General features: G+C 49.7%; 15 protein-coding genes and 1 tRNA gene. 7 read left to right on the top strand and 9 right to left on the bottom strand.

The genetic code is table 11. The features are described 5' to 3' along the window. The first annotated feature begins 53 nt into the window (after nt 1-53). On the top strand, nt 54-968 hold the full coding sequence (locus MJZ25_02735) for a thioesterase (protein ID MCQ2123079.1): 915 nt from the start codon (nt 54-56) through the stop codon (nt 966-968). Here the strand turns inward: MJZ25_02735 and MJZ25_02730 are convergent. Next, nucleotides 965-1873 (bottom strand): MBL fold metallo-hydrolase, encoded by a 909-nt coding sequence (locus tag MJZ25_02730; protein MCQ2123078.1) that lies wholly within the window; start codon nt 1871-1873, stop codon nt 965-967. The genes MJZ25_02735 and MJZ25_02730 overlap by 4 nt on opposite strands. A gap of 139 nt (nt 1874-2012) precedes the next feature. Here MJZ25_02730 and MJZ25_02725 point away from each other — a divergent pair, with 139 nt between their 5' ends. Further along, a complete protein-coding gene (locus MJZ25_02725; GenBank protein ID MCQ2123077.1) occupies nt 2013-2378 on the top strand; it encodes a hypothetical protein in 366 nt (121 codons plus the stop codon). A gap of 128 nt (nt 2379-2506) precedes the next feature. Then, nucleotides 2507-2580: transfer RNA gene (locus MJZ25_02720), tRNA-His, on the top strand. Nucleotides 2581-2765: 185 nt separating this feature from the next. Here MJZ25_02720 and MJZ25_02715 read toward each other — a convergent pair. From MJZ25_02715 to MJZ25_02685, 7 genes are all read right to left on the bottom strand, one after another. Continuing rightward, a complete protein-coding gene (locus tag MJZ25_02715) occupies nt 2766-4661 on the bottom strand; it encodes a hypothetical protein (protein MCQ2123076.1) in 1896 nt (631 codons plus the stop codon). A 10-nt stretch (nt 4662-4671) separates the two neighbouring features. Continuing rightward, a complete protein-coding gene (locus MJZ25_02710; GenBank protein MCQ2123075.1) occupies nt 4672-5505 on the bottom strand; it encodes a TIGR02147 family protein in 834 nt (277 codons plus the stop codon). 231 nt (nt 5506-5736) lie between these two features. Next, nucleotides 5737-6897, bottom strand: a complete 1161-nt coding sequence (locus MJZ25_02705) for a sodium ion-translocating decarboxylase subunit beta (protein ID MCQ2123074.1) — start codon at nt 6895-6897, stop codon at nt 5737-5739. A gap of 22 nt (nt 6898-6919) precedes the next feature. Continuing rightward, nucleotides 6920-7291 (bottom strand): acetyl-CoA carboxylase biotin carboxyl carrier protein subunit, encoded by a 372-nt coding sequence (locus tag MJZ25_02700; protein ID MCQ2123073.1) that lies wholly within the window; start codon nt 7289-7291, stop codon nt 6920-6922. Nucleotides 7292-7346: 55 nt separating this feature from the next. Further along, nucleotides 7347-8174 (bottom strand): hypothetical protein, encoded by an 828-nt coding sequence (locus MJZ25_02695; GenBank protein ID MCQ2123072.1) that lies wholly within the window; start codon nt 8172-8174, stop codon nt 7347-7349. A 191-nt stretch (nt 8175-8365) separates the two neighbouring features. Next, the gene (locus MJZ25_02690) at nt 8366-10600 is read right to left on the bottom strand and encodes a histidine phosphatase family protein (protein MCQ2123071.1); all 2235 of its coding nucleotides are present in this window, start codon (nt 10598-10600) and stop codon (nt 8366-8368) included. A gap of 127 nt (nt 10601-10727) precedes the next feature. Continuing rightward, a complete protein-coding gene (locus tag MJZ25_02685) occupies nt 10728-12215 on the bottom strand; it encodes an acetyl-CoA hydrolase (protein ID MCQ2123070.1) in 1488 nt (495 codons plus the stop codon). Nucleotides 12216-12243: 28 nt separating this feature from the next. On the opposite strand from MJZ25_02685, the gene MJZ25_02680 reads away from it, so the two are divergent. Continuing rightward, entirely contained in the window at nt 12244-12663 is a 420-nt protein-coding gene (locus MJZ25_02680; GenBank protein ID MCQ2123069.1) for a GtrA family protein, read from the top strand. Nucleotides 12664-12744: 81 nt separating this feature from the next. On the opposite strand, the gene MJZ25_02675 is transcribed toward MJZ25_02680, so the two are convergent. Then, the gene (locus tag MJZ25_02675) at nt 12745-15111 is read right to left on the bottom strand and encodes a thrombospondin type 3 repeat-containing protein (protein MCQ2123068.1); all 2367 of its coding nucleotides are present in this window, start codon (nt 15109-15111) and stop codon (nt 12745-12747) included. A 277-nt stretch (nt 15112-15388) separates the two neighbouring features. Between MJZ25_02675 and MJZ25_02670 the strand changes: the two genes are divergently transcribed. From MJZ25_02670 to MJZ25_02660, 3 genes are all read left to right on the top strand, one after another. After that, nucleotides 15389-16105: an ABC transporter ATP-binding protein gene (locus MJZ25_02670; protein ID MCQ2123067.1), complete on the top strand. Its 717-nt coding sequence runs from the start codon at nt 15389-15391 to the stop codon at nt 16103-16105. After that, entirely contained in the window at nt 16102-17307 is a 1206-nt protein-coding gene (locus MJZ25_02665) for an ABC transporter permease (GenBank protein ID MCQ2123066.1), read from the top strand. The genes MJZ25_02670 and MJZ25_02665 overlap by 4 nt, the downstream gene beginning before the upstream one ends. Before the next feature lie 104 nt (nt 17308-17411). Further along, nucleotides 17412-20642 (top strand): glycoside hydrolase family 9 protein, encoded by a 3231-nt coding sequence (locus MJZ25_02660; protein ID MCQ2123065.1) that lies wholly within the window; start codon nt 17412-17414, stop codon nt 20640-20642. Nucleotides 20643-20724: the final 82 nt, after the last annotated feature.

Here is a 20724-nt window from a genome sequence, read left to right as displayed (position 1 = left end):
GATTGTTTTAGGAAAGCCTGTTCAAATAAGGTCTATAACGCAACGAGGCATCAATGTTTCTGAAAAAAATTTTCGGTTCCCAAAAGAAGGCTGCAAAAGTTGAAACTTCGGCCAAATCTGTTAAAGCACAAGAACCCGAGACTTTGTCTGTTTCCGAAGAAATGATTGCCGCAGCAGCCAAGAATCCCGTTAATTCTTCAGTCGACATTGATGAAATCACCGAGCTGAAGTTCACCGTCCGTTTTTCTGATTGCGATGAGCACAGCCGCTTAAGACTTTCCCGACTTTTTCAATTTACAGAGGAAGCCGCCCTGGCGGACGCACAGCGTAAAGGTTACGGCTTATGGAACATGCTGAATGCCGGCTACGGATGCGTGGTGACCCGAATGAAGTTGCGCTGGATTCACACTCCCGTGCTTGGCGAAGAATTGTACATCAGCACCTGGGCAAAGGAGAACTATAAGGACAAAGTAATCTACAAGGATTACATGGTCAAGGACGGCCGTGGAAACATCCTGGTAGAAGGAACCTCCTCCTGGCTGCTGGTAGATATGAAGACCATGAAGGCTGTTCCGCCATCCACCAGCCCCTTCCCCGTTCCTATTGAAGAAGGCCGCGAAGCACTTCCTGAAAAACTGGACATTCTCCCCATGGGTTTATTCCCGAAGGTTGTGGACCAGGTGCAAGGCCGCAACACAGATCTGGACATCAATCATCACGTGAACCACTGCCGCTATGTGGACTGGGTTTTGGACGCCCTGGACCGTACCGAAATAAGGAACCGCGGCATCCGTTCCATACAAATGAACTACATCTACCAGGTCCCCCTGGGCGAAAAGGTAGACATGGTCCGTTTCAAGGATTCCAAGCACCACGCCGTTTTGTTCGGCATGAACGCAGAAGACATGAAGGGAAATCCCCTCAAGGCACGCTGCCATTTTCAGGCACGCATCGGTTTTAACGACTAGGGTACGACGCCCACACCAGGAACCATCTGGAATTCTACTGTACCATTTAAATCCGTACGATAGATTGCAGCGGTATCGCCAATCACATATTTCAGTTTCTGTAGGACGCTCTTCGTAGGGTGACCGTACCCGTTGTTTTCTCCCACGCTGATGACTGCAAACCGAGGCGCCAGCTGAGACAAGAATTTCAGCGAGTTGCTTCCCGAGGAACCATGGTGAGGAACCTGTAAAAGGTTTGTACTTAAGGACGGCGACAGCTCTAGGAGACGGCGTTCACTAGCGGAATCCAGATCACCCGCCAGCAAAAAAGATGCTGTAGACGAATCAAGGCGTCCATCCAGCACAATGCTAGATTCATTTCCACCCAAGGTCATAAACGCTGGTGGCCACAAGGTCTTCAATCGCAGCGCACCCAACGTAATCTCGCTGCCACGGAAAATCGTGTCCACAGGAATTTTCAAACACCGGGCCAATCGAAAGAGACTGTCGCGAATAAAGCCTCCCGCGGTGTCCAGGCCCACATACAACCGCTTTACAACCGGCCCAGGGGACATCGACCTTCCAGACTCAGAACCATGGCCATCCTCTAGTTCCAGCAGGCCTCCCACATGGTCGCGATGGTAGTGACTAGCCACCACCCACTGAAGCGTATCCACGCCCCGAGCGCGCAGGCTGTCCATCACCCCCACCGAGTCGGGACCAGAGTCGTACATGGCGAACTTTCCGTCGAATTCGAAAAGAACAGCCAGCCCCTGCCCAACATCCAGGAAGGTAGCACTAGCCACATTTTCTTCGATAACCTCGCCGGACACATACATGCAGCCCACCAAGAATGCGCAAGCAAGCACCAAGGCCACGCCCCATTTTTTTAACCTACACCCTAGACACACCACCTTTTTTACCATAAAACCTCCAAAGTTTCAGCGTTCATACCATATACACGTAAGAAACCCGAGAACTGGCACCCTCTTGCAGCACTTTTTACGCCATTTTTACTATCTTTTAACGAAATCGGGCTACGGCTCGGAGCGCAACGAGGAAATTATGCAATTACCTAAGTACAAGAAGAAGAAGCGTATCAAGTTGAAAGTCTGCCAGGAACCGGGCTGCGGCCGCGAATTCTGGGGTCATCCGATCGCCAAGTACTGCGAATTGCACCGCGACATCAAGCAGCGCCAGAAGCAGAAGAAGGATGTGGAAAACATCGAATCCAAGAACATCATCTTCCGCCACAACTACACCGAGTCCATGGACCTCACCTTCAAGTGCTGCCTGGAAGGCTGCAACGAGATGTTCTCCATCAAGGTGTTCCCCAAGCAGTACATCTATCCCCGTTTCTGCGAAGAACACCGTAACGACTTCAAGCGCGCCAACTTCCTGCGCATCGTTTCCAAGCTGAAGAACGACTAATTTGCAGGTTTAGCGCTGAAATCGCACTAATTCGTGAGTTTCGCTCCGAAAAATCGATTTTTTAGCAAAAATTAAATCGCCACCCTTGAAAATCGGGGTGGCTTTTTTATATTTGGCACACATTCATGGTGGATGTAGCTCAATTGGTTAGAGTCCCAGATTGTGATTCTGGATGTTGTCGGTTCGAGTCCGGTCATCCACCCGAATAAAAGAAGACCTCGCGAAAGCGGGGTCTTTTTTATCACTCAGGGGCTTCCGCCCCCGAACCCCTGGGCAATCGCATAGCGATTGTGAACTCTGGGACAACCTCGCGAAAAAGTTTTTTTGCATGAAAAGTCCCGCGGACGCATCCGCGGGACTCCTCCTAACCGCAAAACTTTTTGGACATTACTGATTCTTGATGCAACGGACTCCCATCTTTAGTGCGTAAAGACCTGCAGGGCCATAATCGTCAGCTTCGTAATACTCGTATTCAAAGTCACCGACACCGACACCAACACTTACCGGCATAGCACTTAACTCCACATAAGTTCCATGAAACTCGATGTCCGTGGCATCAAAGCTGGGGATTATTGCATAACGACCACTTCGCCCATAAGATACATTAGGAACAGCAGAAAAATCCATTACATCACTGGCTCGATTATAAACACGGAATCTACCTAAATTAGTCATGCGGACCTCGCTTCCATACCACGAACTCTTCTTCATAAGCTTTACGGCCAGGTGGTCGTCATCCCCAATGTATTCTGTCAGGAGTTTCCAGTCCTTCTCCGACGGGACTCTCCATCCATCAGGGCAAATACCCTGATGATTTCGAATGTCTACATTTTTTAGCATCCCTTCATGGTCAACACCCCAACCCACACATAACTTATACGCGTCCATACTATCAACTACAACCGGCTCATCCAAAAGCCGTTCAGCATACACAGACTCCTCTAGATATGTCATAGCCCAATCAATACATTTTTCTAGACCACCATACAGTTCCTCTTGGGCATATTCCTTAATCGGCCCAGTAAAGCCTGTTGTATCTAACTGCACCACATCAGACCAAGTATAAAGACGGCCATACTTTTCACAAAGTTCGGAGGAATCTTGCAAACATTTCGAGCCGGGCAAATCATACTTTAAATCTTCGGCCATCCAGGTTTGAACTGTACCGTTTACTGTAAAGGTCGTGGTCTTGTAAACGTGTCCGTCACGAGAGTCTGTCATAGTTCCAACGGTATGTTCAAGCTCTGGAACGTACCAGCCCCAAAGACCGTCAGAACATTTCAGACTTAAACCATACTTATTAATTTCGATAGTCGCATAACCAAAATCATGTTCACCTGCACGAACAATTTGCCCGTCATTCGATTCTTCGCAACGACCTAAACCCGCATCCACAGCAAAATAATTAGTCACAAATCTTTCAACCTGATCGACAATTTCTTCACTAGGTTTTTCCAAGCCCATGGAAAGCCAGAACGGATCGTTATGAATTTCGTTATTCCTTACAAAGTTTCTCATATCACGAGCAACAACGCTATTGTCGGAAATGGACGGAATATCCATTAGATAGGTCGCAGCAAGAAGCAAATGGTCGGACTTTGTATTTCCGTAAACATCCATTCGTCCAAAGTTTTCGTACTCCCCATAAATTCCTATGGAAGCAAGAACATCCTCTTCTGCCTGCGCCATTGCAGACTCAACGCTAGCACCGGATTCCACCAGTTTCTTGACCTGATAATATTTCCAAGCTGTCAGGATATTCACGTTAGATGCAGTGAGATTTTTTGCATCAATAATTGCATGCATCTTATAGCGATGCGATTCAAGAAATTCTTCGGTGTAACCGAATTCCAATCGTCTAGACTCGTCTACATCGGAAACATCTACTTCCAACAATCCATATCGCCAGCCATTGCTTTCAACCTTCACCTCGTAACTGGAGTTTTCATTTACAGTTCCATCAAAACAGCTATCCCCAATCGCCAGGGTCTTTGGATCCAGCGTGCAGAAACGCACCTTTTTCAGGTATAAACTACTTCCAAAGTTTCCTGAATTAACAGTTGTCGAATCCAAATTTTCAAAGTCAAAGGAAGCAAGGCTTCTTAGAACCAAGCCCTTCAAATTGGTAATATTCTCTGCAATGCTAGTTTCTTCGGAAACACCATTGGCCACATTGCCACCGTTGTCTGTACAACCCGTCAATGCCACGGTTGCAGCAGTCATCAAGCACGCGCCACTTGCAGCAGCAAAGCCTGCGCCAATCTTTTTGAACAAATTCTTCATGATAATCCTCCTATTTCTTTTCCCCTGAAATTTTTTGAGACATGGGAAAGAGCTGCATGTTCAAGCGATAGACTCTTTCCATTTTATCGTCGGCCATGACGATGTCTGCCACGCTCTTTCTGAACTCAGCAATTTTCTGAACCACCTTTTCGTAGGACTTTTCAGAAAGCCCCATGGTAAGGCCAGAAAAATGCCGTTCCTTTTGAGCCACATTCTCAATGGTATCTATGGCCAGCTCGCCCATCTGGCGGTGCAACTGACGAACAGCCAGTGGCGTGATTTCCATGGGGCCGGTGGTGACGAACTGCTCCGTTTGGCGATAGCTGCCATCGGATTCCTTTTTGAGAAGTCCCGACTTTGTCAGAAAGGCGAGAACCTCGGAAACCTCTGCCGCGGTAATTTTAGGCATGCAGGCCTTGGCCATTTCCAAAGGTTTTGCGTTAGCCATGGCAGGTGCCAATTCACGAAGCAGAGGGTTCTTCCAGTCGCTAAAATAACGGAAGGAATCCCCTTCTACAACGGTCGCCTTGTGGGCCGCAGCGATGCTGAGCATCTCATTGAAAAGAGTCCTTCTGGATTCGTCGTCCTTGGCGTGGTTCAAGTCTACCAAGACCTTGAAGTATTCCACTTCCCAGTCCTTCAGTTCCATGGCTACAGCAACACGCTCCACAGCAGCGTCGCTTAGGTTATACACGCCCTGAGAAACCATCTTGAGGTACACCGGCGACGAGAACCCAGCGCTCTTTGCGAAATCTCGCCAGGTAAAGGCTCTACGTGCCTTGCGGTCAACGTAGTAGTCTGCGATGTACCTGCGGTAATCTGTGTATTCAATAATTTTTTTCATTGGGACCTCCTATTCCCCTAATCCCAAATTTACCAAGTAAACAAGAAAAAGCAATATTCCACTATACAGAACATCAAGATTTTTGATGAATTTGGAAGAAATTTTGTATCGTGGAAATTTTTGGCATGACATTACGATACAAAAAAATGTTGAAACAAAAAGAAACCCCCGGCAATAACCGAGGGCTTCTTGGAGATCCCGGCTCTGAGGCCGGGATGACAATCCATACTCTTAACTCAAGCGGCTAATCATGTAACCTGCGCAAACTGCAGTACCGATCACGCCAGCCACGTTGGGGCCCATAGCGTGCATCAGCAGGAAGTTCTGCGGGTCGTACTTAGCACCTTCAACCTGAGAAACACGTGCTGCCATCGGCACAGCAGAAACGCCAGCGGAGCCAATGAGCGGGTTCACCGGATTCTTCGGAGAGCACTTGTTCATGATCTTTGCAAGGAAGAGGCCTGCAGCGGTAGAGAAGCCGAATGCAACCACGCCCATAGCGATGATCATGAGGGTCTGCGGACGGAGGAAGATGTCGGCAGACATAGTGAGGCCCACGGAAGTACCGAGGAAGATAGTCACGATGTTCATGAGTTCGTTCTGACCGGTCTTAACGAGACGGTCAACAACGCCGGATTCCTTGAAGATGTTACCCAGCATGAGCATGATGATCAAAGCAGAAGCATCGGGCACGACCAGGATGCAAACAACCATGACCATGACTGCGAATGCGATACGTTCAGCCTTGGAAACCTTGCGGAGAGACTTCATGCGGATCTTACGTTCTGCATCGTTAGTCATGAGGCGCATGATAGGCGGCTGAATGAGCGGCACGAGAGCCATGTAGGTGTAAGCAGCAACGGCGATGGGGCCGATGAGGTGCTTTGCCAGCTTGTTTGCAGTAAAGATGGAGGTCGGACCATCTGCACCACCGATGATACCGATGGAAGCAGCTTCGCCAAGAGTAAAGCCACCGAAAGCAACGGCGCAGAACATGGTAGCGAAAACGCCGAACTGCGCACCACCGCCCAAGAGGAGGGTACGGGGATTTGCAATCAGCGGTCCAAAGTCAGTCATGGCACCCACGCCCAGGAAGATGATGGGCGGGAAGAGTTCCAGGTGGATACCCTGGCTGATGTAGTAATAGAGGCCTTCGGTCGGGACAAACATGCCCTCGATGCTCCAGCCACCATCGTAGAATCCCTTGGTGGGGATGTTCACCGCAAGAGCGCCCAGTGCGATCGGCAAGAGCAGCAGCGGTTCGAACTTTTTCACGATTGCCAAGTACATCAGGACGAAGCTGACGAGCCACATCACGATCATAGACGGCGTGATGTAGGCAAAGCCAGTGTCGCCAGCGAACTGGGCAACGGAGCTAAGGATTGAACTCATTAATATACCTCAGTAGGCTGAATTAAGCGATGGTGAGGAGAGTCTGGCCGTCGACGACGGTATCGGTTTCCTTAACGGAAACAGAGTTCACGGTACCTGCGCAAGGAGCGACAACCGGGTTTTCCATCTTGAGAGCTTCGATGATTGCGACTTCCTGGTTTGCTTCAACCTTGTCGCCAACCTTGACCTTCAGCTTGAACACGGAACCAGCCAGCGGGCTCTTAACTTCGGTGCCACCAGCAACGGCCGGTGCAGCAGCGGGAGCCGGAGCAGCAACCGGAGCGGGAGCTGCAGCAGGAGCAGCAGCCGGAGCAACTGCGACATTGGAATCAAGAACTTCAACTTCTACATCGTAGCTCTTGCCTTCGAAACTGATACGTACGGTCTTCTTCATTTTTCTTTTTCCTGGCTAAATAGCCTGTTGAATTTTTAAAAGTTGTTCCTGATCCTTAGACGATGGTCCAAGCAGGAGAGTTAACATTCTTGTATGCGGTGACGCGGCAGGGCTGACCCAGGACCTGAGTTGCAGCTGCGGTCATGATCACTACCAGTTCGTCGTTGGTGAGGCCCGGATGTTCTTCGAGGGCGGCAATAGCAGCGATAGACAGGAATGCCTGGAGCTGCTTGTTGGTCATACCCGGATGAACGCTCTTAGCATTGGGATCCCAGTCGCAGTGAGCGGGGCCAATGGTACGGGGAGCAGCGGCAGCAGGTGCTGCAGCCGGAGCAGCGGCAGGAGCAGCCTTGACTGCGGGTGCCGGAGCCTTGTCCACATTGAGGCCAAGCTTTGCCATGACGAAGTTCATCAGGTAGCAAAGCAAGCAAAGGCCGATAATCACAGCCATCACTACGATAAGGCCAGTTGCCTGGAATTCAGCAAGCTTGCCGATAGTGAAGACTTCCTTTTCGCCCTGGCAGGTGCCTTCTACGACATTGCCATTGCAGTATTCCTTGCCCAAGGTTGCCTTGGCGATGGGGAGCACCTTTGCAGATGCATCGTCCTGAGCCTTGAGGGCATTACGGGCAGTCACGGACTGATCGTAAGTCTTGTAAAGAACCTGGTATCCACCGCCGTGGGCTTCGACAATTTCGAAGACAGCGGAATCGCCACCAGGAGTAAGGTCAAGCTGAGCCTGAACCTTGGCGGCATCAGTAGGAGACATCAAGCCGATCTGCTCGTCAAAACGTCCCTTAGCCTTTGCCGGGGTAGCCACTACAGCACCTTCGGCAGCGGGAGCTACCTGGGATTCTGCAGTATTCTGTTGCGTTTCATTCATATTGGATTTTATCCATTCTTTTAGGTGAACATTTTGATAAAAATCAACGATGGAAATGTAGTATATAGACGAGAGGCGAAAGACGAGAGACGAGAGATTTGTAGGGAAAACAAGGTGTTTTTTCCACAAGAAAAGGTCCCGCGAGAAACCCGGGGACCTTTCATTGGGAATACTTTACAAACTATGAAAAACTACAGCTTCATGGTGCCGGAATCAAGGCCACGGACAGGCACGTAGCGAACCTTGCCTGCGGTATTGTAAATCACGGCCACCCCCGCCAGGAAGTTCAGCCAGTTGCGGGTTCCCTGGACATCAAAGAAACGCAGGTCCACCTTTCCTTGGGAAGCGTAAACAGCAAAGGGAAGAACCATCATGTCATGGGAGATATAGAAGTTCACCTTTTGCAGTTTGTACTGTCTTGTCAAAATGTAGCTGGAAACAAATTCCTGACTGCGAAGTTCCAGGTCATAGAAATCACCGGCCGGCTTCCCTGTGTAGGCCCAGCTAGTCAGGGATTCAATAGACGGATCACCATTCTTGACATACCAGTTACCATCAAGACCATCAAGGATCTCCGGGCTAGCACTCACTCCCGCTCCAGAAGCGATGCCTTCGCAAGTTTCCAACGTGCGGGTGTAACCGGAATAGGCAAAATGTATGGAACCCGCATACTTGAACTTCGCACCAACGCTCTTTGCCTGGGCCTTGCCGTTATCGGTCAGATGTCCCTTGGAACCAGTTTCATTGGTACGTTCAGCATGACGGAGAACAAACACCACAGATTCATCTGCAGCCAAGCCATTGTAGACATCAGCGACATCAGTAAAGTCCATGATATCGTCGCTCGTTGCAGCACGCCACTGTTTCTTGGAAGCCTCGTAGATATAGCTCTTGTCCTTGTTGATCACGCCCGGACGAATTGCACCATCGTACTTGGAAGTATCTGCGCCAAGGCCCACCGTATCCTTTTCGATGTCGGTAGCTGCGCGCCAACGGCCGAGTTCCGCATCACAGGTAAAGCGAACCTTGGTCTTCGCGGTATCCTGGTAATTGCAACCAAAGTAAGAACTCTGGCTATAGCCGATGTGGGTAACCATGCCATCGTTAGATTTGTTGCAAGTGGGGAACTGGAATTCCGTGGTCCAGAACTTGCGCAGCAAGGATTCGAAATCAGGCACGTCACCCTGTTTCCAGCCGGCAATGTTCTTGCGAATCTTTTCAAAATCACCATTAACATCAAGAGCCATAAGCCAGTCGGCCAAATCGGCGCGAGAATTTCCGTCCACCCATCTTCCATTGCGGGCGATTTCCTCAGCAATCTTGCCAACGTACTGCAGCATTTCCTGACCGGAACCATTTCGCTGCATCATGATGGAAATAGCCACAAGAGCCTTACCAAATTCATCATCATCGAACAAATTGATTTCATCGGAAATCTTGGAAACAGTCTGGGTCGACCCAAAACCAAAGCCACCCTGACTCTGATTGAAAAGATTATCATTGAAGCCAGAAATCACCACACCAAAAGAGTAAAGAATTCGCTTCAAAGACAATTCCTTAACGGATCTAACCGTGGAATTGTAACCGCTCTGTTCTACCAGCAAGGACGTAACCACCGCATCAATATGCGTCAGGATGTTGACGTTCACGGAATCTCGTTCCGTCAAGTCGGTCACGTTTCTCAAGGTAATCAAGTCTGCAGAAAGACCGCCAGTCAATTCGCTCTTGAAATAACCGGAAGCCTCCACTCGAACATAAGGAGAAACAATATTGAAAGCGTCAAAAGTGTAGGAGCCATCACTGGTAGTAATACAGGTCGTGTGCTTTCGTTCAGAATCAGCCAAACGTTTCGCACTATCCAGTTCCACCACTGTTACGGAAGTTCCATGGAGGAACGTGCCCTTTTCTACAAGGCCTGCCATAGGCACGCCTTCGCGACGATAGACAACAGCTGCGGTCAGTGTGTCATAGCCGAAACTATCCGGGCCTTCTTCAACCGCCTCGACTTCAGCGGCACCAAGAATCAATTTTCCATCGGCACAGGATACCCCAAGAGTTTCTACGGCATCCTTGTCCCATTCACCCTTGACGCAGAAATACAGCGTATTTTCTGCAGCCACAAAAAAAGATTCACCTTCGTTGGAGGAGGTACATTTGGGAAGCTGGTTTACGTCGGAAACTGCGGTAGTATCTTCCACCACAGGCTCATCAGAAAGCCCTGTATCCGGAATACCGGAAGAACTGTCCGAACCATTATTCGATCCGGAATCTGAGCCACCCTTGTTATCTTCGAATCCTTCTTCAAATTCAGGTGCAAAATGCTTTTTGTCATCGCAGGCTGTCAACAGGGCCATGACAGACAACGCAACAAAAAACCACTTAAATGGAGAGGAATTTTTTTGCAAATCTTTCTTTCCAAACATCATAATTGGAGAATATAAAAAGCCAACCAAGGCTTTCCAACGAAAAAATTAATTACAACACCTAGATTGCGGTTTTTTAAGGCAATCTAGGCGGAATTTTACACTATTTGTTTAGAAATTGCTGGTCCAACTACAACATGCATCCCGTTTCCAGGAATTTTTGATGCATTTCGAAGGCGCGGTTAATAGCCAGAGGCATATGGATGCCCTTGGCATGCTTTAGACTGTATTCCAGGAAGTCGCTCAGCGGTTCCTTGAAATTGGGGTGGGCGCAGTTCTTGATAATCAAGCGGGCGCGATCTTCGGCGGCAAGGCCACGAAGGTCGGCAAGTCCCTGCTCCGTCACAAAGATCATGGTGTCGTGATCCGGATGGTCCACATGACTTACGTAAGGTACCACGGAACTGATAGTTCCATTCTTTGCAACAGAAGGAGTCATGAAGAATCCCAGCAGGCAGTTACGTGCAAAGTCTGCAGAGCCGCCGATACCATTCATCATGGCGGAACCCGTCACCAGGGAACTGTTCACGTTACCGAAGATATCCACTTCCAAAGCCGTGTTCATGGAGATGACGCCAATGCGCTTGATAACATCGGGGCTGTTGCTCACTTCCTGCTGGCGGATAATCAAATGCTTCTTCCACTCTTCAGCGTTAGCCACAAATTCCTTCTGGGTGCTTCCAGACAAAGTAAGAGCCGTGCCGGAAGCGATACCAAGTTTGCCATTCTTCAGCAGCGGAAGAACCGCTTCCTGGATAACTTCGGTATAAAGGTCAATCTGATGGAGGCGACTGTCCGCAGCCATGGCGGAGAGAACAGCGTTTGCAACTTTACCCACACCACTCTGGTAGGCAAGCCCCTTCAGGAGGCGACCCCGTTTTTCCTCGTAGCGAACAAAATCCAAAATGCGGTCGCCGATATTGCGGGAAATCTCATCTGGTTCAACAAAAGGCGTCACTTCATCGAAGCGGGACTGTTCCACAATGGCGACGACCCTGTTCGGGTTTACGCGGGCGAAAGTATCGCCAACACGGTCGCCAGCAGCATCAATAGGCAAAGCCTTTGCGTGAGGCGGAAGTTCCGGCAGCGCCACATCGTGAATGCCGATGCAAGCTTCCCCAAAGCGGGTGTTCAATTCCAGAATAATCTTTTCTGCAGATTCCAGGAAGGTAACGGAATTGCCGCCGGAAGTAGAAAGGCACACGCGGCCATCGGGCAAAATCTGGGTCACTTCCACAATGGCAACTGTGGGACGGGGCAGCGCACCCGTACGGATCCAGTAGCCCATCTTACCCAGGTGGGCGTCAATGTACTTGATGGAACCGGAGTTGATAGCCTTGCGGAGAGCGGGATTGGACTGGTAAGGCATGCGGAAGCTGACAGCGTCTGCTCGGGCAAGTGCTCCATCGCAGGAATCACCGGTAGAAGCTCCGGAGAAAAGCGTCACTTGAAAAGGCTTTCCCTCAGCATGAAGTCGCTCGGCACGGGCAGCAAGTGCAGTAGGCACCACCTTCGGGTATCCGGCCAGCGTAAATCCGGAAACGCCAAGAACATCACCATCGTTAATAAGGAGAGCCGCTTCTTCTGCGGTGCACTTTTTGTCTTCAATCCAATTCATGATACGACAAAATAAATATTTTTCGCACATGCTTCACTTCATTAAGTACAACATCATCGGCATCATGAACACCCTAATCACCCTTTTGGTGGTCTGGGTACTTCATCAGCTGCTGGACTGGAATTTGGAACTGTCCAATTTCCTCGGCTTCGTGGCCGGAGGTTGTAATAGTTACCTCTGCAACCGCATTTGGAATTTCAAAAGCCATAACGACAAGAAATCCGAAATCATTCGATTCCTGGTGGTGTTCGTCTGCGCCTATGGAGTGAACCTCGCCGTATTGGAAGGCTGCGTCTACGCCCTCGCCCACTTCAGCTGGCTTGCTGGTTTCAACGAGTTCGTATCAAAATTTATGAAGCCCAGCTATTTCGCCAACATCGTTGCAAATGTGGTCTACGTTCTTGTAAGTTTCACTATGTACAAGAAATGGGTTTTTAAATCCAAATAAAATTTCGGCTTTATATACAAACAAAAACGCCCGCCAGATGGCGGACGTTTTTATTTTTAATTCCTTTGAATCTCGCGAGAATTAGTCAAAGAACGGAACCAGTTCCACGCGACGATTCTTAGCGCGGCCCTGCTTGCTCTTGTTGTCGGCAATGGGCTTTTCGGGACCATAACCCACAGCGCGGACGCGTTCTGCAGCGATGCCCTTGCTAATGAAGTAGTTCACCACAGTTTCTGCACGATCCTGAGAAAGCTTCTTGTTGGTTTCTGCAGAACCGGTGTTATCGGTGTGGCCCTGAACTTCAAGCTTTGCATCCGGAATCTTGTTCATCAGTCGAATAATGTCATCCAAGGTTGCATAGCTGGGCTTGGTAAGCTTAGCGGAGTTGGTCTGGAAGGCAATGCCCTTCTTCAACTGATCCGGGTCTTCCTTCTTGTTAACCGGGCAACCCTTCTTGTCGATCTTCACACCAGCCACAGTGTTCGGGCACTTGTCTTCGTAGTCAGGTACACCGTCGCGGTCGGTATCGAGGAAGCAACCAGTGGAATCAACCGGAGCATCCTTCGGAGTATTGGGGCACTTGTCGTAGCCATCAGGTACGCCGTCCTTGTCGGAGTCAAGAGCGCAACCAGTGGAGTCAACAGCGAGACCGGAAACAGTGTTCGGGCACTTGTCCTGAGCATCAGGTACGCCGTCCTTATCGAAGTCGAGAGCGCAACCGGTTTCATCAACAGCAGTACCTTCAGCAGTGTTCGGGCACTTGTCAAGACCGTCAGGTACGCCGTCCTTGTCGCCATCGAGAGCGCAACCAGTGGAGTCAACCTTCACACCCTGCTTGGTGTTCGGGCACTTGTCCTGAGCATTGGCAACGCCGTCAGCGTCAAAGTCGTCATCGCAACCGTGTTCATCAACCTTAGCACCTTCACGAGTATTCGGGCACATGTCGAGACCGTCAGCAACACCATCCTTGTCGGAGTCAACCGGGCAGCCAACAGAGTCTACCACAGCACCGTTCGGAGTGTCAGCGCACTTATCCTGGGAATCAGCAACGCCATCCTTATCAGCATCGGCAACGCAACCAGTAGAGTCAACTACAGCACCCTGCAGAGAGTTCGGGCACTTGTCGAGACCGTCAGGTACGCCATCCTTATCAAAGTCAGCAACGCAACCATCCTGGTCAACAGGAACGCCAGCCGGAGTGTTGTCGCACTTATCAATACCATCGTAAACGCCATCCTTATCGGAATCCATCGGGCAACCGGTAGTATCGATGATTGCACCCTTCGGAGTGTTAGCGCACTTATCGAGACCGTCGAACAAGCCGTCCTTGTCGGAGTCGATGGGGCAGCCAACAGAGTCAACCACAGCACCTTCCGGAGAATGATCGCACTTATCCAGTTCGTCCTTCACGCCGTCCTTATCGGTATCCTTGTCAAGCTTGCCACCGAAGCGCCAAGTAAGAGTAGCAGTGCCAGCATAGTTCGGAGTCGGAACATAACCGTACTTGATGGTCTGTCCCTTGGAGTCGTAGTAGTGAACAGTGTACTTGTCCACATTTTCAAGTTCCTTATCCCAGTCCCAGGTAAAGTTTCTGAGGGTTCGGATAGAAACATCGAGACCTGCGGAGAATTCGAGGTTCCACGGCAAGTGGAAACGGAGACCCGGGGTCAAACGCATGGGGTCTTCCAGGAAGTTGATTTCGTAGTAGTCGCCTTCCAGACGGAATTCGCCAGAATATTCCACAAAAGCTTCCAACCAGTCGGTAGCGACGAAGTTCAAACCAGTACCATAGGTCAAGGTAGAGGAGCCTTCGTCAGCATAAACGATACCCACGTTGGTGTTCCAAATCAAAGGAATGCCCTTGTTGGTGAAATTCAAGGTAAACACCAAGGAAGCGCCAATGTTCAAGTCAGCAGAAGTGTACGGGAAAGTGGTACCACCAACATCGCTCAGGTACCAAGCATGACGGGGACGCATACCTACAGAAACGTCACCAGTGGGGAGGTACAAGTCAATGACAGTAGCCAAGGCGAAGACAGTGCTTTCGTCGCCAATCGGGTTGATCTTCATCCAAAGGTTCACGTCACCACGGGAAGCCTTCATCATGTCCATAGGATCCATACCCAAGGTATTGGTATGGTCATAGTACAGCGGCAAGGACATACCGATGTCCAAGAAATCGCTCAAACCGATTGCACCGTTAAAGTTACCAGTGATGGTTCCAGCCCATTCACTGATGCCAGCACCCTTTCCATCGCGGTACAGAATACCACCACGAGCAATTGCCCAAGAGTCCAAAGCGATATCGCCACCGGTACCAACTTCGATACCCCACTGACCCAACGTATAAGCGTTGTGCTGGTGAATACCAGAGGTTCCACCCATCAAGCCGGACTGAGCAAAAGCCATTCCGCCTGCGAGCAATGATAATGCAACGAATTTTTTCATCGTCTCTCCTATGAAATGGTAATCCGCATGCTAGAACAAGGAACCAAACCCACACGGACCACTTTTATTAAATTTCGGTGCAAATTTAGCATTTTATGAAACAGTGTCAAAGAGCATATTTTTTTGATACAACATAAAAAGACCGTAATTCACAACAAATTCACATTTTTTTTTGCAATAGCACGCAACTTTTTGCCCATCATAAGCATCCAAACGACTGAATATGCAAGAAAAAGACCCCATCCTTTCCATACAAAGTCTTAAAAGAGACTTCAAAATGGGCGAAGAAACCGTCCATGCGTTGAAGGGCGTTAGCTTCGATATTCATCGAGGTGAGTTCGTGACTATTATGGGAACCAGCGGCTCCGGCAAATCCACCATGCTCAACATCCTAGGTTGCATGGACAAGCCAACAAGCGGGCACTATATATTAGATGGGGAACACACGGAAACGCTTTCCCGAGACGCCCTGGCCCGCATTCGAAACAAGAAAATCGGTTTCGTATTCCAGAGCTACAATCTCCTGAGCAGAACCACCGCCCTGGAAAATGTGGAACTGCCTTTATTATATAATTCAAAAGTTTCTGCCGCAGAACGCCGCAAGCGCGCTATCAAGGCTCTTGAAATGGTAGGCCTTTCCGACCGAATGAACCATTTGCCCAACCAGATGTCCGGTGGCCAGCAGCAGCGCGTTGCCATCGCCCGCGCTTTGGTCAACGATCCCGTCATTATTCTTGCCGACGAAGCCACGGGTAACTTGGACACCCGTACCAGCTACGAAATCATGATGATTTTCCAGGAACTTCACCGTCAGGGGAAAACCATCGCATTCGTGACCCATGAACCCGACATCGCCACCTTTAGCCAGCGAACCGTCACCCTACGCGATGGCTTGTTGAAAAAAGACGCAATCAACGAAAATATCCAAGACGCCCGAGCCGCCTACGAAGCTTTGCCTCCGCCGGAATCTTTTGATGAGGAGGGAGACCAATGAGTCCGTTGACACTTATCAAGATGGCTTTGAAGGCTCTGCTCCGTAACCGCATGCGCACGGTGCTTTCCGTACTCGGCATTGTCATCGGTGTAGCTGCGGTCATCACCATGGTCGCTATCGGCGAGGGCTCTAAGCAAGCCATCAAGGACCAGATGACATCCATGGGCACCAACGCCATCATCATCATGCCCAACCGCGATCGCCGTGGCGGCGTGCAAACCGAATCCGCAGTTTCCCTGGAAGAGGCCGATGTCATCGCGTTGAAAAACGAAGCCCAATACATTGACGCCATTTCCCCCATGATATCCGCCAATGGGCAAGCTATCGCGGGCAACAACAACTCCCCCACCCAGCTTAGTGGCATTTCCAGCGACTACCTGAAAATTCGCAACTACGAAATTGAAGATGGCGTGATGTTCGATGATGTCTCCGACCATATGGCAAAGGTTTGTGTCATCGGTCAGACCGTGGCAAAGAACCTTTTCCCCGATGCAGACCCCATCGGCAAAACCATTCGCTACAAGAGCATTCCTCTAAAAGTCATTGGCACTTTAAAGTCAAAAGGTTCCGGCGATTTTGGACAAGATAATGACGATGTGATTTTCGCTCCGTACCAAACGGTGATGAAGCGTTTCAACGCCACCACGGAAATCCGAACTATCTACGCCAACTCTATCGGCGAAGGCTATGCCGACCAGGCTACGGAAGAGATCATGGGCATCCTGAAGGAACGCCGTCAGTGGACAAGACCCACGGACCCGTTCCGAATCTTTACCCAGGAAGAAATGATCACCACCATGACAGCCACATCCGACATGCTGTCCCTAGTGCTTACGGCCATTGCAGCCATCAGCCTTCTGGTGGGCGGTATCGGCATCATGAACATCATGTACGTTTCCGTTACCGAACGCACCAAGGAAATCGGTTTGCGCATGGCCATCGGCGCCCGCGGCCGCGACATACTTCTGCAGTTCCTTTTTGAATCCGTGATGATTAGCCTGCTGGGTGGCGCCATCGGAATCGCTCTTGGCTTTGGAGCATCCCAGGCGGTCAAGTCCATATTGAACTGGCCAACCATCGTCTCCATTTCCAGCGTTGTGGTAAGCTTCGGCGTGTGCTTTGTCACCGGCGTATTCTTCGGCTGGTACCCCGCACGCAAGGCAAGCAGGCTTGATCCTATCGAAGCCCTGAGATTTGAATAAATCTCCCATTAGCTAAAAATCGCCAGCATTTTCTTACATTTTGCTTGCATAATTTGGATGTAATTTTATATTTCCTCTTATATAGCGAGGAGATTACGGCAAGTATGAAGAAAAAGCTTTTTATAACGGCCTCAACCATTGCAGCACTTTCTGCCACTGCAGCTTTTGCAGCCACCACACCTTATGACTTGATTCGCCCCACATGGCCCCTGACCTGGGACGACAAGGTCATAGACAAGTTTGACATAACCATTACCAAAAAAATCGGTGTCCTCGATATCCCCAGGACCCCTGCTAGTTTCAAAGCCGGCGCCCTGATGCCCGATACCTTGGACCAGGCCTATCTCGACGCCATCAATACCAAGATTTCCCCTATCCGCGTAAACCAGGCAGGTTACCTGAAGAAGGATACTGAACGCCAGTTCTACTTTGTAGGTTCCGCCGAAGAATTCGAAGTGGTTGACGAAATGGGCAAATCCCTGAGCCCCAAGGTCACGGGAAACTTTAAGAACAGCGAAGTAGAAACTTCTTCTGACTGGACTATTATTGCAGGCACAAACAATACCAGCAGTGACAAAAAACGCTACCAAATTGATTTTACCGGAACCACAGGAATTATCCAAATAGGAAACATTCCCCAGTCCGTTCCTACCGAGAAGCGCCTTCGCATCAAGGTAGGCAACGAGATTTCCAGCACCTTCATTGTAAGCGAAGACGTTTACACCATGGTGAAGGACGCCTCCCTGAAATTCTTTGGCATCCAGCGTAGCGGTGATTCCCAATCCTGGTTCCACGGCCCCAGCCACACCAAGGATGGATCTGGCAAGGTTGTTAAAACAGAAGGTTATAAGTCCACCGTCGTTGAAGACATTTCTTTTGAGGCAGGTGATTTGCAGGGCGGTTGGTACGACTGCGGCGACCATCTGAAGGAATCACAGACCCAGGCATTTGCCTTTATGACTTTGGCCGTGATGTCCGCCACCAACCCCGCAAAGGACGTGGACCATTACGCCTACAACCAGGGCGATTTTGTAAAGACAGACGATGTTCCTGACGTTCTTCGCGAAGCAGCCCATGGAGCAGCATTCTTTGTCAATTCCTATCGTGCAGCCAAGGGTGTAATCGATAACATGGTCGTTTCCGTGGGTAATTACGGTTCCGATCATGGCTGGTGGGGACGCCCTGAAGTTCAGGACGCAATCACTGTTTCTAGTCGTGGTGGTGCCGCTGAACGAGACCTGCGCCTTGGCGAGATCGGTTCGAATATCGGTGGTGAAATTGCCGCAGGCCTTGCCATCGTAGGAAAGCTGTACGCCAAGTACGACAAGGATTTTGCAGACAGCTGCCTTACCATTGCCGAAAAGATGTACTACTTCGCCAAGTCCTTGGCTCTCGGCTTGGACACCTACGATGACGGCAAACCATTTGTTTATAACACAAAAGCTGCAGGCTGGAGTTCTTCCGCATATAACGGAAACAACGACTTCGAAGATGATATGGCTCTGGCTTCTGTAGCACTTCTTTATGCTACCGGCAAAAAGGAATACCTGTATGACGCCTTGTTTAACACGGAAACCGGTAAAACCGGGGATTCTGGCGCAGGCTTTTTTGAAAACGGATGGTTTGCCTATGAAGGCGAAAGAGGAGCACTTTTAAAAAACCGCAAAAACACTTCTTGGGCCAATAGCCATAGCTACGCCTTGTACGCTCTTTACAAACTGATTCTTGCGGACAAGGATAAGGCTGAGGCCTTTGGTTTTACAGAGGCTTCACGTTTGGCCGCCATTGAAGACTGCGTTGCAGACATGGTGGCAAACCTTGGAGACGTAAGTGGTGAAGGAAAAGGTTCCATTACACTTCCCAAAAGTGATATTGGCTGGAAAAGCAATACCGTCAACTATGGCCCTACCTGGTACTCCATGCTTACCGATCAAACCTGGATTTACAACCGCTGGCAAGCAGGCAACATCTTTGAAGTTCTGGCCTACGCCGACGTGGCTGCAGACATAGAAAAACAAGGCTTGAAGTTGTCATCTCTAAGTGGCAGCTTAAATTCCAAGGAAATGCTCCAGTTGGGAATCAACCAGTTGAACTACATGCTGGGCGTAAATCCCTGGGATATTTCCTTTGTCTACGGAGTTGGTGACAAGAACGATAACCATCCTCACCATAGGGCATCCAATCCCGAAGGCAAGAACACTCCTGCTTGGAATTACAAGTATGTACGTCCTGTCGGAGGACTGTTTGGCGGCGTAACCCCCGACAGCAAGAATTCCATGGTTCCCTATAACATGAGTTGGGAGGATTATCACATTTCCGAAATTTGTCTTGACGCCTCCGCAGTCCTTACATCCTCTCTCACCATTCTAAGCAATGGCGGCAACGACTACTACGAAAAGAAGTGCGACAACTGCAAAACTACCGACGCAACACCGTTTAGTGAAGACAATGTCTATGCGGCTGCATACCGTTATAAATTCGGTTCATTAGATTATGTCCATCTAGAAATTGTTAACGGAACTACAATTCAGCAAGACAGCGTTGTTACCTATATTTACTACGAAGCTACCGAAGATGACGTGAAAAAATGTGCTGTAACAGTTGATTCTGACATCTGTCAAGCCTACGATGAGGCTGGTTTTAATAAGCCCTGCAACGACGATGCTGCCCCTAGATATCAGTTACGCATTGATAGCTACAACCCGAAAAAAATTGACGGAACCTACAACGACGAAACCAAGACCTATACTTGGGCCCTGCCTATCGTTCTGGGTTCTATTGAAGCAGGAAACAAGATACAGCTTGATCTTTCCATCTCGAAAGGGTTGTATAATGGAGGCACCTGTGAAACCTTGCTCCAAACATCTATCGTCAAGCTGGAAGATGCTTGGAGTTTCTCCTCTCACTCCGCAACCAAGGATGCGCCTGTCTACGCAGGCGCCCCTATTTGGGATAAGGACCAGGGAGACTACCAGGAAGCCCCCGCCGACCCCTATATCGTTATCCGCAGCAAGGGCAAACTCCTGTGGGGTTACGGCCCCGGTAACGAAACCAGCGACAGAGTTATAGAAGAACTTGAAGCAATCAAGGTTGTCGCCCCTGCAGCAAGCGCCAAGATGTTCGTTACCGGCCAGAGCCTCCTTGTTCAAGCTAGCGCCCAGGGAGTAAAGACCCTCAAGATCTTCGACCTGCTTGGCAATCAGCTGATGAGCAGGTCTTTCGAAGGCACCTATGGCGAAGTCCGCTTCGAGGAACTTCCCAAGCGCGGAACCCTTATTGCAAAGCTGGTTTCTGGCAACAAGGTTCTTGCCTCCAAGGCTTTCAGGGTGAAGTAAACACCTCGATACTTTAAAAACATCAAAATGCCGGCGGTAAAACGTCGGCACTTTTCATATCCTGTAAAGTTTTCGTTCTTTT

Source organism: Fibrobacter sp. (assembly GCA_024399065.1).
Taxonomy (GTDB): Bacteria; Fibrobacterota; Fibrobacteria; order Fibrobacterales; family Fibrobacteraceae; genus Fibrobacter.
The sequence above is the reverse complement of the archived record's forward strand: the minus strand, read 5'-3'. Positions and strand labels throughout refer to the sequence as shown.